We start from the raw sequence: 16,489 nt of genomic DNA, 5'->3' as shown, positions 1-16,489 counted from the left end.
GTCACTTCACCCCGTGCTCGGCGGCCAGCCGCCTGAGGTTGGCGAGGTCGGCGCCGTGCACCTCGGCGGCGTACGCGTCCTGCCGTTCGACCGCCAGGCGCACGGCCTCCTCCGCCTGCTCGATGCGGGCGAGGAGGTTGTCCCTGAACTCGTTCACGACATCACAACCTGTCGAATTGAAGATTTCTTCAATTCGACAGGTTACTCCCCCACTCCCAGCGGCTCACACGAAGGCGCTCTGCCCCGTGATCGCCTTGCCCACGATCAGCGTGTTCATCTCGCGGGTGCCCTCGAACGAGTAGATCGCCTCGGCGTCGGCGAAGAACCGGGCGACGTCGTGGCCGAGCACGATGCCGTTGCCGCCGAAGATCTCCCGGCTCCACGCGACGACCTCGCGCATCCGGGAGGTGACGAACGCCTTGGCGAGCGACGAGTGCTCGTCGGAGAAGATGCCCGCGTCCTGCAGCCGGGCGAGCTGCACGAGCATGCCCCAGGAGGCGGTGATGTTGCCGAGCGACTTCACCAGCAGGTCCTGCACCAGCTGGAACCCGGCGATCGGGCGGCCGAACTGCCGGCGCTCCCCGGCGTAGTCGAGGGCGAGCTCGTAGGCGCCGATCATGACGCCGAGCGCCTGCCAGGCGACGCCGCCGCGGGTGGCGCGCAGGATCTCCGCGACGTCGCGGAACGAGTTGATGCGCTGCAACCGGTTCGCCTCCGGCACGCGCACGCCGGTCAGGGTGATCTCGGCGTTCTCGACGATCCGGAACGCGATCTTGCCCTCGATCTTCTCCGCGACGAAGCCGGGCGTGCCCTTCTCGACGACGAAACCCTTCACGTGGTTGTCGTCGAGGTCGCGCGCCCACACGACCACGTGGTCGGCGAACGTGGCGTTGCCGATCCACTTCTTGGCACCGTTGAGGATCCACGTGTCGCCGTCGCGCTTCGCGGTGGTGCGCATGCCGCCCGCCACGTCGGAGCCGCCGAGCGGTTCGGTCATCGCGAACGCGCCGATCTTGTCCATCGCGGCCATGGCGGGCAGCCAGCGGTCGCGCTGCTCCTGCGATCCGCCCGCGTAGATCGAGTACATCGCGAGTCCGTTGTGGACGCCGAAGAACGTGGCGATCGACGCGTCCGTGCGGGTCAGCTCCATGGCCAGCATGCCGGTGAGCAGGTTGCTGACGGCGGCGGGGTGTTCGCCGTAGCCCTCGTACGACAACGCGGTGAGGCCGGCGCCGCGGAACTTGCCGATCAGCTCGTGCGGGAACTCGCCGCGCGCCCAGTACTCGTTGACCATCGGCTTGATCTCGGTGGCCATGAACTCCCGCGCGCTCAGCAGGATCTTGCGCTCCTCGTCGCTGAGCAGGGCCTCGTAGTTGTAGAAGTCCGCGGCGAGCTGGTCTTCCAGGCGTTGCATGATCAGTTCTCCTCCAATGCCGTCAGAACGGCGAGCTGCTTGCGGTCGCGCGTCTCGGCCAGCGCCGAGTACGTGGAGGAGCCGTAAGCGTCTTCCACGGCCTTGATCAGCCGTTCGGGATCTTGCGAAGGGGTGCCGAGTGCCAAGCCCCGCATGGACTTGCCGATGTGCTCGGCGAGGTGCCGGTAGCCGCCGGGGCCACCGCCGAGGTGGGCGCCGAGGAACGGGCCGACGGTCGCCCAGCGGATGCCGAGCGAGTTCGTGACGACGGCGTCGAGGTCCTCCGGGGTCACCACGCCCTGTTCGACGAGGTACGCGGCTTCGCGGGACAGTGCTGCCTGCAGGCGATTGCCGACGAAACCGGGGATCTCCTTGCGTTCCACCACCGGGGTGCGGCCGAGCGAGCGGTAGAACCCGACGGCCTTCGCGACGGACTCTTCCGAGGTCTGCCGTCCCGGCACGACCTCGACCAGCGGGATCACGTGCGGCGGGTTGAACGGGTGTCCGATCAGGACTCGCTCCCCGTCGATCCCCTCGGTGAACGCGGTGGACGGGATCGCGGACGAAGAGCTGAGCAGCAAGGCGTGCCGAGGTGCTTCCTTCACCAGTTCAGCGAAGAGCGACTTCTTGAACTCCAGGTTCTCCGGGCCGTTCTCCTGCACGAAGTCCGCGTCCCGCACGGCTTCCGCGACACTCGACGCGACGATCACGCCGCCGGGAACGACCTCGGCGAGGTCCGGGCGCGGGTCGGTGACCCGCACGGTCAGGCCGTGCTCCGCGAACAGGCGTGCCCACGACAGGCCGATCACTCCGGCACCGATGACTGCGACGGTGGTCATGCTTCCTCCAAGTAGTTGTGGACCGGCTTGGCGGGAGCGAGCGTCAGGTCGGTGATGACGTGGCTGGCGGACACGACCTCCAGCACGGGCAGGTCGGCGAGCGGCGCGAGGACGTGCTGGAAGAGCTGCAGACGTGCCGGACCGGTGTAGGCCTGCTTGACCACGACGTCGGTGATCTCCGTGCGCACGAGCTCCTGAACTCGCAACGAACCGTCGTAGTCCGGGATGGTCTTCAGCATGAAGGTCGGAACCGTGATCTCCGCCTCAGCCTCGCGGCGGTCCAGCTCGAAGTGCTTGTAGCCCATGGTCGCCGTGGCCACCCGCACCGTGCCGTAGTCGAGAGTGCCGACCAGAGCACCGTTGTCGGCGTAGAGCCTCGGCGAACCCATCACCTTCGGGTAAGCACTGACCTCGCGGCCGGACGCGGTGGCGGCGAAGCTGTCGAGGTACATCGCGTGCAGGTACTCGCCGCGCTCGCCGTCGAAGACGACCTGGATCGCCTGGCCCGCCTCGGTGTAGGGGCCGTAGCCGGTGACGTCGTTCATCTTCATGACCTCGAACCGGACGAGCGGCTCGTCGATCCGCAGCGGTGCCGGAACGACGGCCCGCAACGCCTCCGGGTCGGTCCGGTAGACGATGTTCAGGTACTCGCGGTCGTAGAACCGGGGCTGCACCGCGGGAAACGCGGGCGCGGTCAGCGGTGTGATGCCGAGCACGTCACTTCCCCGTCCACTGTGGAGCGCGGCGCTCGGCGAAGGCGGTCATGCCCTCGCGGACGTCGGCGGTGGTCATCAGGCGGGCGCTCTCGTTGCGTTGCGCGGCCCACGGGTCGTCCGAGCGCACGACGGCCTTGACGGCGGCGAGCGCCAGCGGGGCGTTGAGGGCGATCTGTTCGGCCAGCTGCAACGCGATCGCGGTGGCCTCGCCGTTCGGCACGACCCTGTTCGCGATGCCGAGCGTGCCCGCGCGGCGGCCGTCGACCGGCTCACCGGTCAGGAGGATCTCCATCGCGAGGTGGTGCGGAATCCGTTGTGGCAGGCGGACCACTCCCCCGGCGGCGGCGATCAGGCCCCGCTTCACCTCCGGCAGCCCGAACCTCGCGTCCTCGGCGGCGACGATCAGGTCACAGGCCAGCGCCAGCTCGAACCCGCCGCCCAACGCGAACCCCTCGACCGCGGCGATCAGCGGTTTGGTCAGCTCGGCCTCGGTGAGACCGCCGAGCCCTCGATCACCGACGACCGGCGACTCGCCCTTCAGCGCGGCCTTGAGGTCCATGCCCGCGCTGAAGCTGCCACCCGCTCCGGTGAGCACGCCCACGCGCAGTTCCGGCGTGGTCTCCAGCTCGTCCAGCGCGGCGGACAACGCGGTGGCGACGGCCGCGTTCACGGCGTTGCGGGCTTCCGGCCGGTCGATCGTGATCAGCAGTGCCGAACCGACGCGTTCGGTGCGAACCTCGTTCATGACAGCTCCTTCAACACTTCAGCGGTGTCCTGACCGGGCAACGGGGCCAGCCGGCGGACGGTGGCGGGCGTGGCGGAGAACCGGACGGGGATGCCGATCGAGCGGACGGCTCCCTCGGTGGGGTGCTGCACGACGTCGAGCAGGTGGCCGTCGCGGACGTAGTCGTCCTCGTGCGCCCTGTCGAGCTCCAGCACCGGCCCGAACGGGATGCTGTGCTTCGCGCACACCTCGGCCCAGTCGTCGCCGGTCAGCGCGGAGGCGCACTCGTCGACGAGGCCCATCAGGTCGTCGGTGTCGGCGGGATCGAGGCGTTCGCCCGCGACACGCGGGTCCTCGACCAGGTCGGGACGTCCGGCGGCGGCGAAGAAGTCGCGGAAGTTCTGCGGGGTGTAGGGCACGACGCAGGCGAGACCGTCCTTGGTGTGCACGGCGTGGTGACCCTTGGCCATCGACAGGTTGAAGCCCGTCGGCCCCTCCTCCGGCACGAACGCGTGACCCGCGAGGTGCTCGACGAGGTTGAACGCGATCATCGTGTCGGCCATGGGGATCTCGACGCGCTGCCCCTGCCCGGTGCGGTTCCGGTGCACCAGCGCGGCGAGCACGCTGTAGGCGATGGTCAGCGACGAGACCTTGTCGCCGATGATCGTCGGCAGGTAGACGGGCCGCCCGAGCGCGCGGTTGGCGATGTCGACCAGACCGGACGCGCCCTGGATGGTCTCGTCGTAGGCGGCGGCACCGGCGCGGTCGGAGTCGCCGCGGAAGCCCTGGGCGTGGGCGTAGATCAGGCCGGGGTTGCGCTCGGCGACGTCGGCGAAGTTCAGCCCGAGCCTGCTCAGCGCGCCCGGACGCATGTTGGTGATCAGCACGTCGGCCGTGTCGATCAGCTTGAGGGCCTTCTCGCGGTCGTCTTCGTCCTTCAGGTCGAGAGCGACGCTGCGCTTGTTCCGGTTGACGTTGAGGCTCAGCGGCGTCATGCCCGGCGTGGTGCGGTAGCGGCCGTTGCGGACGGTGTCCACAGGCGACTCGATCTTGATCACGTCGGCGCCGAGGTCTCCGAGGATCTGGGCCGCGTACGGGCCCATCACCACGGTCGAGAGGTCGATCACCCGCACGCCGTCCAGCGGACCGGCGGTGATGTCCTTCATCGTTCGTCCTTTCGCACCTGCTTCGTTCTTGCACAACCGAAGCTAGTTGCGAATGGCCAGAAAGGGAACGATCATGTCGCGAACAATGGTATGACCACAGCGGTCACACCATTGTTCATTTGGTGATGGGTTCCGTGAAAATGTCACGCGCCGCCGAGATGACCTCCTTGAGGTCGCCGTCGGCACCGCGGTCGTGCCGCCACAACAGTCCCGTGTCGAGCTGGGCGCGGAAGTCCTCGAACGGCAGCACCACCATGTTCTCCAGCTGGTAGCCGCGCATCGAGCTGTCCTCGTCCAGCATCGAGACGGAGAACCCGAGCCCGCTGGACACAATCTCCGACGTGCCCTGGTAGCCGGTGTTGCTGAGCTGGATGCGCTTTTTGATGCCCAGCTCGTGCAACTGCCGGTCGAGCTGCTCGAAATAGGACGGCATCAATTCCTCCGGCGCCTTCGCATAGGCGAGATCGGCGAGATCTGCCAGTTTGACCGATTCACGGCCTTCGAACTGGTCGGCCGGCACGACGGCGCCAAGACGTTCTGTCATCACGTGCAGCGTGCCGAGAGAGGCCTCCTGCACGGGCAGACGCGCCAACGTCAGCGCGAGCTTCCCGTCCTTCACCGCCGCGACGAGGTCCGCGGTCGTCCCCGGCCACCGCTTCACCTCGAACCGGTCCTCGACGCGCTCGGCCAGGACGTTGAGCCGCTCCCGCAACGCCGGGTGCACCCCGGCGGGCATGCCGACGAACACCGTGGCACGGTCGGGTTTCGCGGCCTGGTCGAGCCGCCACCTGATCGACCCGACCCGCTCCAGCACGTCCCGCGCGATCGGCAGCAGCGCCGCGCCCGCCGGGGTCAGCTCCACGTGGTGCGTGCTGCGGTCGAACAGCGGACGCCCCAGCTCGTGTTCGAGGTCCTTGATCCGCTGGCTCAGCGGAGAGGCGGCCATGTGCAGCTTGCGCGCGGCAGCCGAGAAGTTCAGCTCCTCGGCGACCGCAACGAAATACCTGAGGTGCAGCAGTTCCACGTGATCCACACTAGGCCGTTCGGCTCAGACGGACGGCAATGCCGCCAGCTTCCGTGACGCTTCGGACTCGCCCCAGCGGAAGCCGATCCGCCGTGACAGCTCGACGGCCTCCGTGTACGAGGCACGCGCCTCGGCGGTCCGTCCGGCGAGCTCGTGCACGATCCCGCGGTCGAGCAGCACCCCTGCCTCGATCTGCCTGTCCCCCACCGAACGCGCGAGCCGCAACGCCTCTTCCGCCAGCTCCAGCGCCTGGTCCAGCGAGCCGAGCTGGCGGTGGGCGTCGGCCATGTTCGCCAGCGCGTGCAGCTCGCCGGAGCGGTCGCCGCACGCGCGGAAGGTCGTCAAGGTGTCCTGGTAGCACGCCAGAGCCGCCGGCAGGTCGCCGAGCGCCGCGTGCACCAGGCCGAGATTGGTCCGCACGTAGGCCGCGCCCTGGGAGTCCGACAGCTCCTCGCGCAACGTCAGCGACGCCTGCAGCGACGTGACGGCGGCGGGCAGGTCGCGGCGGCGCCAGTGCACGATGCCGAGGTTGTTGAGGGTCACCGCTTCGAGCTGGCGGTCGTGCAGCTCGCGGGCCAGTCCCAGCGCGGCCGTCCAGTGCTGCTGGGCTTCGGCGAACCTGAAGCCGCGCTCGCAGGCCGCGCCGAGTTCCTTCAACGCCAACGCTTCCGCGCGGAGATCGCCCAGCGAGCGCGCGGCCTCCAGGGCGAGGGTGTTGAGCGCGGCCCAGTCCGCCACCTCGGAACGGCGGCGGAAGTACCAGGACAGCCCGGCGGCGAACGCGATCGCGTCGGCAGGCGAGGCCTGCTGGGCCGCGGCGATCAGGTTGTCGCGCTCCTCGGCGAGCCAGAGGTCGGTCGGGTTGTCCGCCAACGCTTCCAGGTAGTGCTTGTGCAGGCGTTCCAGCGCCAGCGACCGTTCCGCGGACGTCTCCGAACCGCGGCAGCGCTCGCGGGCGAACAGGCGCAGCAGGTCGTGCAGGGCGAACCGGCCTGGCACCGGTTCCTCGACCAGGTGCGCGTCCGCCAGTTCGGCGAGCAGCTCCTCGACGTCGGGGACGTCGGTCAGCGCCCGTGCCGCCGCCACCGCGAAGTCCGGGCCGTCCAGCAGACCGAGCAAGCGGAAAACCCTTGCCACGGCCGGAGAACCCAGTTCGGAGTAGCTGACCTCGAACGCCGAGCGCACCGCGACGTCACCGAGCTTGAGCTCGTCGAGGCGGCGCGTCTCGTCGGCGAGCCTCGCCGCCAGCAGCGGTGCCGTCCACTGTGGACGTGCGGCGAGCCGGGCACCCGCGATCCGCAGCGCCAGCGGCAGTCCACCGCACCAGCGCACGAGCTCCGTCGCGTCACCGACCTTCCCCGCGACGCCTTCGAGCAGCTGGGAGGCCTCCTCCAGCGGCAGCGCGCCGAGCTTCACGTACGAGGCGCCGTGCAGCGCGGTGAGCGGACGGCGCGAGGTGATCAGCACGGCCGAACCGGGGCCGGTCGGCAGCAGCCGCTTGACCTGGGCCGCGGTGGCAACGTTGTCCAGCACCACGAGCAGCCTGCGCGACGCGGTGAGAGACCGGTAGCGCAACGCCTCCTCGTCGCCGGGCCGGTCGCCGAGCGCGCGCAGGAACTGGCTCAGCACGCGGTCGGAGGCACCGTCGGAGAGATCGGCGTAGAGCTGGCCGTCCGGGAACCGCGACGCGATCTCGTGGGCCGCCCGGACGGCGAGCGCCGACTTGCCGATGCCGGCCTGCCCGGTGATCACGCACACCGCGACCCCGTCCTTGCCGGTCTGTGTCTGATGCTGGGTCTGATTCTGGGTCTGATTCTGGGTCTGAGTCCGAGCCTGAGTCCGGGCTTTGATCAGCCCCAGCTCGCGGCTCCGCCCGGAGAACGTGACCACGTCCGGCGGCAGCTGGCGGATCGCCGACGCGCCAACAGGTTTCGCGCGCAGAACCTCGGCCTGCACCCGGCGCAGCGACTCCCCCGGCTCGACCCCCAGTTCGTCGAGGAGGACCCGGCGGCACTCCTGGTACGCGGCGAGCGCCTCGGCAGGCCGGCCCGCGCGGTGCAGCGCGACCATCTGCTGCTCGCGCAGGCGTTCGTTCAACGGGTGTTCGCGCACCCACTCGTTGAGGTCCGCGACGATCTCGACGTGCCGTCCGAGGTCGAGCTCCGCCTCGGCGCACTCGACCCGTGCGGCGAGCCGCAGTTCCTCCAGCTGCGCGACGACCCCGCGCAACAGCCCGGAAGCGGCGAGATCCGCCAGCGCCGGCCCGCGCCACAACGCGAGCGCCTCCCGGTAGCGCTGCGGCGTGCGTTCGCGGCGGGCGACGTCGAGCAGCTCGGTGAACCGGGTCAGGTCCAGCTCGGCGGGGTCGATCGACATCAGGTAACCCGGCGCGCGCGACAGCAGCCGCGACCCCACGATCTTGCGCAGCTGGTAGACGTACACCTGCAGGTTCTTCAGCGCGGTCTTGGGCGGCGCGTCGTCCCACAGCACGCTGATCAACCTGTCGACCGACAACACCCGCCCCGGCTGGGCGAGCAGCAGCGCGAGCACGGCCCGTTGCTTGGGCGGCCCAAGGCTCAGGCGCACGCCGTCGTCGGCGTAACACTCCACCGGCCCGAGCACCCGGAACTCCACAGCTCCCGATCGTAACTACCGATCGCATACCGGACGCATGCCACGCGCCCTGACGTTTGACCCATGATGAGAACCTCACTCGCCGTGGCGGTGGCCTTCGGCACCTTGGCGGCCGTGATGCCGCCCGCTCAGGCCGTCGAGCCCTACTCCGAGAGCCCGTCGGTGGCGCACGGTGTCCGTTCCGGCGCCGGAAGTTCGGATACCGCATACGACGTGATCGTTGGTGGCGCCAAGAGAGCGACCTTCCACGTCAGCGATCCCGCATACACCATTCAGACGACGTCTTCTGCAGACGGTATGCAGTCTGCGGTCATCTCGGACTTCAACGGCACGACCGGCGGCAGTCTGCACACAGTCGACCGTTACGGCAAGTCGCGGTTCGTTGCCCGCGGCGCGATCACCTCGGCGGTGTTCCACGGCTCTTCTCTCGCGTACGCCGACGGCGAGAACGTCGTTGTCGACGGTGTGGTCGCAGGCAAGCTCAAGGGCCGCGCACCCCAGCTGCTCGGCTTCACCACCGACGGCATCGGACTGCTGGCCGTCGAGCACCCGGACGCGGCCGACGACAGCACCTACGTCGGCTCGCTCGTCCGGTTCGACCTGAAGACCGGTGCCGCGAAGCCGTTGATCAGCAGCGACTCCACGTCCCTGTACCGCGACTTCAAGCTCGTCGACGTCAAGGGCGAGCGGCACGTCAGCTTCATCAAGCACAACGAGATCTACCGCTGCGGCGGCGCGGACCCGCAGTGGCTGGGCCTCGCGACGGAGAACGGCGAGATCCGCTCGCTGATCGGCGAGACCAGGCACCACTACCGCAGCGCGGTGTGGAGCACCGACGGCGCCCGTGTCGCGTACGAGGTCATGGGGTGCGTGTCCGACAAGAAGCTCGGACCCGACCAGTTCGCCGGGTTCAACGGCGTCTACGTCCAGGACCTCGCCTCGAAGAAGGCCTCCAGGGTCGTCGAGGGCTTGTCGTTCAACTACGCGCTCACTGGAATCGACGGCGCGACGGCCGTCATCGGCAGCCCTCAGAAGGGCTACCGCAAGGTCTCCGCGGAGAAGGCGTCGTCGCTCGACGGTGTTGAATCAACAGAATCGAGTCGCCGGTTGGGCAAGTCGACGAAGTGCGTGTCGACTTGCCCAACCGGCGAGTTCACCACGATGGGCCGGCTGAACCGCGCCGAGTACATCCACCAGCTGTGGGACACGCGCAACGAGTTCAACGGCAACTCGTCCTGTGGCCCGACCAGCGCCGTGATCGACCTCGTCACCTACCAGCTGCCCAACGAGTTCGGCGTCCAGGTGTCGCAGCCGTCCTCGCACTGGTCGAAGTGGGGCCGCTACATCACCGACGAGTTCACCAACCGCGGCACGACCTTCAACCGCGTGATGAACGACTGGTCGCGCACGGGCAACTGGAAGGGCGCGCACGGCTGGATCACCGGCTACTACTGCGGCGGCAACCCGGCCCGCCCCTGCGCCTCCTGGGAGTCCGAGCGCGACTTCCTGGCCCGCAACGGCGCCGCCGTCCAGCAGGGCAACTTCACCCCGGCGCAGGTCCGCGCGTTCATCGACCAGGGCAAGTTCGTGATCATGAGCGGCACGTGGGGTTCGACCGCCGGGCACCTGTCCGTGGTGATCGGCTACCACGACAACGGGTCGTTCTACGTGCACGACACCTACGGCGCGGGCACCGACGGCAGCTACGACGGGGCGAACCAGCTCTACACGTGGAACTACATCGCACCCGTGCAAATGTGGGCCGCCTGAGTACTTGACGTCGACCGTCAAGTACTTGCTATCGTCTGTCAAGTGGTGACCACCTCCGAACACGTGGACCTGCGCGACGACCTGATCCGGCTCGTGACGAGCCGCCTGCTCGACCCGCTGGAGATCCTGTTGCCGCAGGCCGACCTCGTCGGCCTGCGGTCTTCCGTCGAAGCCGACGCCGAGATGTGGGCGGCCCAGCTGCTGGGTCCCGACGACGCGCTGGCCAAGCAGGTCGCGATCCGGCTGATGGCGGTCCTCTATCCCGGCGACGCCCCGTTCGACCCGCCCGACGGGTGGTGGGCCACGCCGCTGGGCCGTGTCACGGCACGTCGCGCCGGCCATCCGAGCAAGGAGGGCGTGTCGTTCGGGGTGGCCGGCGCGATGCTCGGCATCACCCGCCAGGGCGTCCACGACCTGGTGAGCCGCCACAAACTCGCGCGGCATCCGGACGGCGGCGTCACCGTCGCGTCCATTCGCGCCCGGCTCGACTCGAGGAGGGAACCGTGAAGCTCGCGGCTCGTGATCACGGCGGCGACGGCCCGCCGATCCTGTTGCTGCACGGCCTGGGCGGAGACAGGACCGCGTGGGAAACGTTTGCGCCGCACGTCGAGGGGCGTGCCGTGGCCGTCGACCTGCGCGGGCACGGCGAGTCGCCCGACGGCCCGTGGGAGTGGGAGGCGGTGCTGGACGACCTCGAGGAGACCATCGTCCACTTCGGACTCGACGATCCGGTCGTGGTCGGGCACTCGCTGGGCGGGATCCTCGCCGGCACGTGGGCGCTGCGGCACCCGTCGTCGGCGGTGGTGAGCCTGGACGGGCACCGTTCCGCGACAACGGATCCGGCGAACTACGCGGGCCTGCCCGCCGGCGAGGTGCACGAGGGCTTGGCGAAGCTCAACGCCATTTTCACGACGCAGCTGGAGACGATCACCCGGCCGAACCTCGAGATCACCTCGACGCTGCGGAAGTCACCGGAGTTCGCCGACGCGCTGCCGATCTTCGCCAGGGTCACGAGTCCGTTCCTGCTGGTGCTGGCCACCAGGAACCTGCCGGTGCCTCCCGACCTCGTTCCGCTGATGGACGCCCACCGCGCGGGGCTGCGTCGCGACCTGCCGATCATCTGCCCGAACGTGCGCGTGCGCGAGGTCGACGCCTCGCACGGCATGGTGTTCGAGCGGCCCGTCGAGGTCGCCGCGATCGTCAACGAGTTCCTCCGCTCGCGGGTCTGACCGAACTTTTCCGGGCACGCGCGGGGAGAACTGCTTCCCGTCCTCCACATCGGTGGTGCAAGCACGACCAATGGGAGGCAGGAAATGCGATTCCACCTGATAGCGGCAGCCGTGGTCACCGCGCTGGTCTCGGCGGTGTCCCCCGCGCTCGCGGACGGCCAGGGCGACCCGTGGTCGCCGGTCCACCGCGTGTTCTTCTGGGAGAGCCCGCAACGCCAGAACGACGGCGTCGAGCTCGGCCCGGCGTCGGCGTCCTACGTGCTGCGCAACGTCACGCGGGACTGCGCGATCTTCTGCTGGAACGACTGGGACAACGTGCCCGCTTCCGCGCACGTCCAGGCTCAGACGGTGCTGACCGTGTGGGACCGGGCGGACCGCAACGGGCCGTGCGCGAACCTCGACGGCGGCGCGGTCGGGCGCACGTTCGACGACCTGGCGCGCATCGGCGGCCCCGAAGCGGGGCTGCCGATCGGTGAGCACTGGAGCAAGAGGATCTCCTCGGTGCAGCTGACCAGGCACGGCGGTGTGATGCCCGACTGCGTGTGGGTGCGGACCGGCCCGAACCTGGTGGCGGACGCGGGTTTCGAGCAACAGCGGTCCAGGACGATCAGCGTGCCGTGGCGGGGAGAGGGGCCTGACTTCAAGGGTGTGGACGTCGGGCTCGGGTTCTCGTTCAGCAACGGCAACAACGCGTTCGTCCGCACGGCCAGCCGCAACTGGAACGCCGTGTCGCAGTTCGTGCCGGTCACGCCGAACACCACCTATCGGCTGCACGGATGGGTGCGCACGTCCGGCAACTACACCGGCGGCTTCTTCGGTGTGCGGCCCAACAACGGCACGAGGTTCCAGGAAACCGGCTTCGGCGCGGGCGCCGGGTATCGGCTGATGACGGTCACGTTCAACTCCGGTACCGCCACCGGTGTCACCGTGTTCTCCGGCTACTGGGCGCCGGGCGTCGACTCGTGGATGCAGGTCGACGACGTCACCCTCGCGGTGCTCTGACGCACCGGATCGGCCGATGCCGCCCGGCCCTCCCCGCGCGCAGAATGCCCGCGGGGAGGGTTGAGCGAACTTTTTCTTCCGGATGCGGGGAGAACCGGCCCGCAGCCGCCACACAACTCCCGAACGGGTTCCCACCACCTTCCTCGGGAGACGAGATGACGACACATCTGCGCGTGCTGCGCGGGGGTCAGGACGACGACAGCGAGCTCGTCGCGCGGTTGCGCGCGGGTGACTGGACCGCACTGGACGCCTTGTACGGCCGGTATTCCCTGCCGGTGTTCCAACGCTGCTGGCGCGTGCTGCGGACCAGGCACACGTCGTGGGAGGCCACCCACGACACGTTCGCGACGTACCTCGCCCAGCTGCCGAGCGTGCCGCCGCGCGAGTGGTTGCTCGCGACCGGCAGCCGGCTGGCCCACGCCCGGCGAGGTGCCCGATGAGTCTCATCGACCGGTTGCGCGCCAACGACGAGGACGCGCGGAGAGAGCTCTTCGAACACTGCCAGGCGAAGCTGCGGCCCTTCTTCGCGGCCAAGCTGCCGAATCTCAGCGACGTGGACGACTGCGTGAGCGAGGTCGTGGCCAGGGCGCTGGAGGGCATCCGTGCCGGGCAGGAACCGGACGTGCTCGAGGCGTGGCTGTACGGCATCGCCCGCAACATCACCTTCGAGCGCTACAAGGCCGCGAAACGCCGCACTGCCGAACTGCCGGACGAGATCACCGCCGACCCCGGCGAGGCGCCGCTCGAACTGGCCGCACCGGACCTGCCGGAACTGCCCAGCGAGATGGAACGCCTGATGGGCAAGCAGGAGCTGTGGGCGCTGCTCGGCGCGGCCGCGGAAGGGCTCAGCCCCGGACTGCGACCGATCATGCGCACGCACATCGAGCAGAGCGTCCAGCAGGGCAAGCTCGTCGTAGGTGCGGAACTGGCGAAACAGCTGGAGCTGCCGGCGAGCAGGGTCGACCGCCAGCTCGACCGCGCCCGCAAGGCCATGCGCAACGCCATCGTCGCGCTCGTGCTGGCGCGCACGGGCCGGGACAGCTGCCCCGCGCTGGCCGCGCTGACTCCGCCGGGACGCAAGATCGTGCTGAACCCGTCCGCGTCCAGCGCGGTGTTCAAGCACTCCGCGTCCTGCCCGGTCTGCGGCCCGCGCGCGTCCCAGGCCGGCACCTACAGCCGGTGGGCACTCGGCCCCGGCCTGCTCGGCCTGGTGCGCGAGGACGAGGAAGAACGCCGCCGCATGCTGCTGGCGCTGTTCGGCCGCGGCGCGGACACGGCGGCGTCCGCACCGACCGCCGTCGCGGGTGGTGGGCTGGTCGACCGCGCGCGTTCGCTCGTGATGGAGAAGCTGTCCACCCCGCAGATGCAGTCCGTGGTGCAGTTCGTGAACCAGAACCCCGACCTGGTCCGCAGAACCGCCGTAGCGGTGGTCGGTGGCGGGGCGGTGGTGAGCGCGGCGATCATCGCGATCCTGCTGACGGGACCTGACAACATCATCGCCGAACCGCCACTGGACGGCCCGCCCCTCTCCTCGACGACCAGATCGACACCGGTGACCGCTTCTTCCGGCGTCACAACGACTCCGCCGGTGTCGCCGTCCGCTTCGACCGGCACTCCGAAGCAGGTGCCCGTCGCGCTCGTGCCCACGACGACGACCACGACCGCTGTTGTGGCAGCGACGACGACAACCACGACGAACCAGCAGCCGCAGACCACGACAGCGCAGGCCAGAGCGACGTCTACAACCACAACAACGACGACAACAACGACCACCGCCAGCACCATCAGCACGCCACCACCACCGCCGCCACCGCCGCCCCAGAACGCCGAGATCACGATCGACGCGACGTCGTTGAGCTACACCAGCTTCTCGTTGTCGGGCGAACGCAACACCCGCGATCCCAAGCAGTCCCACCGGATCGCCACGCGTCCCGGCCGGTACACCCTGAGCGCGCCAGGAGGCGGCTCGGTCCCGTTCGAGGTCACCCAGGCCGGAACCGTGGAGTACGACCACAGCTACGACACCGTCCTCAGTGGACGCGGCACCTCCGCGCTGGTCGTGCGCGGCGCACGGGTCACCGTCGACTCGTCCGGCCTCAGCTACGCCAACGCGACGGTGTCGGGCCTCGGCTGGCCGGCGGCCGCACCCGTGCGAACCGTGAACCTGTTGCCCGGCGGGCACTTCTTCGTGCCGATGGGCGGCAGCCAGATCGCGTTCCAGGTGACCCCGGCGGGCACCGTCACGTACACCTCGGCACTGATGGGCGGCAGCGGCACGTCGGCGCTGACCGTGCGGGGCATCCCGATCACGGTCGACAGCACCGAGCTCGACTACTACAACGTCTCGGTCACCGGAGCCGGCTGGCCCACCCCGGCCGAGGTCCGCACGTTCCACCTGGTGCCCGGCAACCACGAGGTCGTGACCAGTGGCGCCACGAAGGTGCCGTTCACGGTCACCGAGGCCGGCACCGCCACCTACTCCTCACCGCTGCTCAGCGGCACCACGACACTGGCCGTGCACGGCATCCCCGTGACGCTCGACAGCACGGACCTCGACTACTCCACCGTCACGATCGGCGGTGCGGGCTGGCCCGCGCCGGCGAAGGTCCGCACGTTCCGCCTGCTGCCGGGCAACCACGACGTGCTCACGCCCGCCAACACCAAGGTGCCGTTCACGCTCACCGCGGCGGGCACGCTCACCCACACGTCACCGATGCTCACCAGCTCCGCGAGCACGCTGGCCATTCACGGTCTCCCGATCACCGTGGACAGCACCGAGCTCGACTACACCAGCGTCACGGTCACCGGGGCCGGCTGGCCCGCACCCGCGAAGATCCGCACGTTCCGCCTGCTCCCCGGCAAGCACGCCGTGCTCACCGGCGCCGGCAACAAGGTCGACTTCGAGGTCACCACCGCAGGCATCGTCACGTACACCTCGGAACTGCTGCGCGGCAGCGGCACGTCGACGGTGAAGGTGGTGGGAATGCCGATCACGCTGGACGTCAGCGACCTCGACTACACCAACGCGACGGTCGGCGGAGCGGGGTGGCCCGCGCCCGCGAAGATCCGCACGTTCCGCCTGCTGCCGGGCCCGCACGACGTGCTCACGTCCGCGGGCACCAAGGTCGGCTTCACCGTGACCCCGGCGGGAACGGTCACCTACGCCGTCCAGGACCTGCTCGCCGGGGCGAACACGTCCACTCTCGTCGTGCGCGGCCTGACCGTCACCGTCGACGCCACCGCGACCGGGCTGTCGTCGTTCACCGTTCTCGGGCTCGCCGGCCGCAACGCGAGGCAGCCGCACGATCTCGGCCTGCTGCCGGGCGCCCACGCCCTGATGCTGCCCGACGGCCGCAGGCTGCCGTTCACGGTGGACGCTGCGGGCCACGTCGGCTACGACCCCGGTCTGGACGCCGTCCTGGCGGGGCGCGGAACGTCGTCGCTGGTCGTGCTGCGGTGAACGGGCTGGTAGTCGACGGCCCGCACACCGTGCCGGGCCACCGCCCGGTACACGACGTCCGAGACGATCACGGCCAGGTCCTGGCACGCCACGTCGGCCTGCAGGACCCGGAACGCGGCGCTCAGGTCGTCCGCGAGCCACCGCAGGCGGTGCCGGCGCACCTCGCCCGCGCACACCGCCATCCGCAGCCGGATCGGCGGGTTGCGCGCGTTGTGCAGCCGCAACTCCCGCAGCAGCGCCGGAATCAGGGCATCCCGTAGGTCCACTTTGGACACCTTGGCGGGCACGAGCACCACCATCCCGTGCCCGCCATCGGGCACGACGACCCGCCACCACCCGACGCCCGCGGCCCGGAACGCCCTGCGGACGACCCTTTCCATCGCTTTCTCGGCCCGCGCGCGAGCCAGGTCGTCCCGCCCGGCCCCGCAGACGTCGACGACGACCATCGTCCTGTACTCGGGCTCGGCCGCTCCGGGAAATCGCATGTCCGACCACCTCCATCCAGGAAGTG

15 protein-coding genes are annotated in these 16,489 nt (G+C 69.6%); 6 read left to right on the top strand and 9 right to left on the bottom strand.

Annotated elements, in window-relative coordinates; translation table 11 throughout:
• Nucleotide 1: 1 nt before the first annotated feature.
• The 8 genes from AOM45_RS52020 to AOM45_RS42255 form a co-directional block, all read right to left on the bottom strand.
• Nucleotides 2-157 carry a hypothetical protein gene (locus AOM45_RS52020; protein ID WP_169774262.1) on the bottom strand — a complete coding sequence of 52 codons (156 nt, stop codon included), beginning with the start codon at nt 155-157 and terminating at the stop codon, nt 2-4.
• A gap of 66 nt (nt 158-223) precedes the next feature.
• On the bottom strand, nt 224-1,414 hold the full coding sequence (locus AOM45_RS42285; protein WP_030468731.1) for an acyl-CoA dehydrogenase family protein: 1,191 nt from the start codon (nt 1,412-1,414) through the stop codon (nt 224-226).
• A 2-nt stretch (nt 1,415-1,416) separates the two neighbouring features.
• Nucleotides 1,417-2,253 (bottom strand): 3-hydroxyacyl-CoA dehydrogenase NAD-binding domain-containing protein, encoded by an 837-nt coding sequence (locus AOM45_RS42280; RefSeq protein WP_030468730.1) that lies wholly within the window; start codon nt 2,251-2,253, stop codon nt 1,417-1,419.
• Nucleotides 2,250-2,969 carry an acetoacetate decarboxylase gene (locus AOM45_RS42275; RefSeq protein WP_030468729.1) on the bottom strand — a complete coding sequence of 240 codons (720 nt, stop codon included), beginning with the start codon at nt 2,967-2,969 and terminating at the stop codon, nt 2,250-2,252. Before AOM45_RS42275 ends, AOM45_RS42280 begins: the two co-directional genes overlap by 4 nt.
• Nucleotide 2,970: 1 nt before the next feature.
• Nucleotides 2,971-3,714, bottom strand: coding sequence for a crotonase/enoyl-CoA hydratase family protein (locus tag AOM45_RS42270; protein WP_030468728.1), 744 nt, complete (start codon nt 3,712-3,714; stop codon nt 2,971-2,973).
• On the bottom strand, nt 3,711-4,859 hold the full coding sequence (locus tag AOM45_RS42265; protein WP_030468727.1) for a CaiB/BaiF CoA transferase family protein: 1,149 nt from the start codon (nt 4,857-4,859) through the stop codon (nt 3,711-3,713). The genes AOM45_RS42270 and AOM45_RS42265 overlap by 4 nt, the downstream gene beginning before the upstream one ends.
• 115 nt (nt 4,860-4,974) lie before the next feature.
• Nucleotides 4,975-5,883: a LysR family transcriptional regulator gene (locus tag AOM45_RS42260; protein ID WP_030468726.1), complete on the bottom strand. Its 909-nt coding sequence runs from the start codon at nt 5,881-5,883 to the stop codon at nt 4,975-4,977.
• A gap of 24 nt (nt 5,884-5,907) precedes the next feature.
• Nucleotides 5,908-8,517, bottom strand: a complete 2,610-nt coding sequence (locus AOM45_RS42255; protein ID WP_035910826.1) for an AfsR/SARP family transcriptional regulator — start codon at nt 8,515-8,517, stop codon at nt 5,908-5,910.
• Between the two features lie 63 nt (nt 8,518-8,580).
• On the opposite strand from AOM45_RS42255, the gene AOM45_RS42250 reads away from it, so the two are divergent.
• The 6 genes from AOM45_RS42250 to AOM45_RS42225 all read left to right on the top strand — a co-directional run bounded on the left by AOM45_RS42250 (nt 8,581) and on the right by AOM45_RS42225 (nt 15,978).
• Nucleotides 8,581-10,287 (top strand): C39 family peptidase, encoded by a 1,707-nt coding sequence (locus AOM45_RS42250; protein WP_059362976.1) that lies wholly within the window; start codon nt 8,581-8,583, stop codon nt 10,285-10,287.
• A 42-nt stretch (nt 10,288-10,329) separates the two neighbouring features.
• The gene (locus AOM45_RS42245) at nt 10,330-10,794 is read left to right on the top strand and encodes a hypothetical protein (RefSeq protein ID WP_201780172.1); all 465 of its coding nucleotides are present in this window, start codon (nt 10,330-10,332) and stop codon (nt 10,792-10,794) included.
• Entirely contained in the window at nt 10,791-11,516 is a 726-nt protein-coding gene (locus tag AOM45_RS42240; RefSeq protein ID WP_030468722.1) for an alpha/beta fold hydrolase, read from the top strand. Before AOM45_RS42245 ends, AOM45_RS42240 begins: the two co-directional genes overlap by 4 nt.
• Nucleotides 11,517-11,600: 84 nt before the next feature.
• Nucleotides 11,601-12,518, top strand: coding sequence for a hypothetical protein (locus AOM45_RS42235; protein WP_156093921.1), 918 nt, complete (start codon nt 11,601-11,603; stop codon nt 12,516-12,518).
• A gap of 155 nt (nt 12,519-12,673) precedes the next feature.
• Nucleotides 12,674-12,958, top strand: a complete 285-nt coding sequence (locus AOM45_RS42230; protein ID WP_030468720.1) for an RNA polymerase sigma factor — start codon at nt 12,674-12,676, stop codon at nt 12,956-12,958.
• The gene (locus tag AOM45_RS42225) at nt 12,955-15,978 is read left to right on the top strand and encodes an RNA polymerase sigma factor (RefSeq protein ID WP_030468719.1); all 3,024 of its coding nucleotides are present in this window, start codon (nt 12,955-12,957) and stop codon (nt 15,976-15,978) included. The genes AOM45_RS42230 and AOM45_RS42225 overlap by 4 nt, the downstream gene beginning before the upstream one ends.
• Here AOM45_RS42225 and AOM45_RS42220 read toward each other — a convergent pair.
• On the bottom strand, nt 15,912-16,463 hold the full coding sequence (locus AOM45_RS42220) for a hypothetical protein (RefSeq protein WP_051783786.1): 552 nt from the start codon (nt 16,461-16,463) through the stop codon (nt 15,912-15,914). The two genes, AOM45_RS42225 and AOM45_RS42220, sit on opposite strands and share 67 nt — an antisense overlap.
• Between the last annotated feature and the right edge of the window lie 26 nt (nt 16,464-16,489).

This window comes from Lentzea aerocolonigenes (assembly GCF_000974445.1).
Classification (GTDB): Bacteria; Actinomycetota; Actinomycetes; order Mycobacteriales; family Pseudonocardiaceae; genus Lentzea; species Lentzea aerocolonigenes.
Note: the sequence above shows the minus strand (reverse complement) of the source record. Positions and strands in the feature narration are given on the sequence as shown.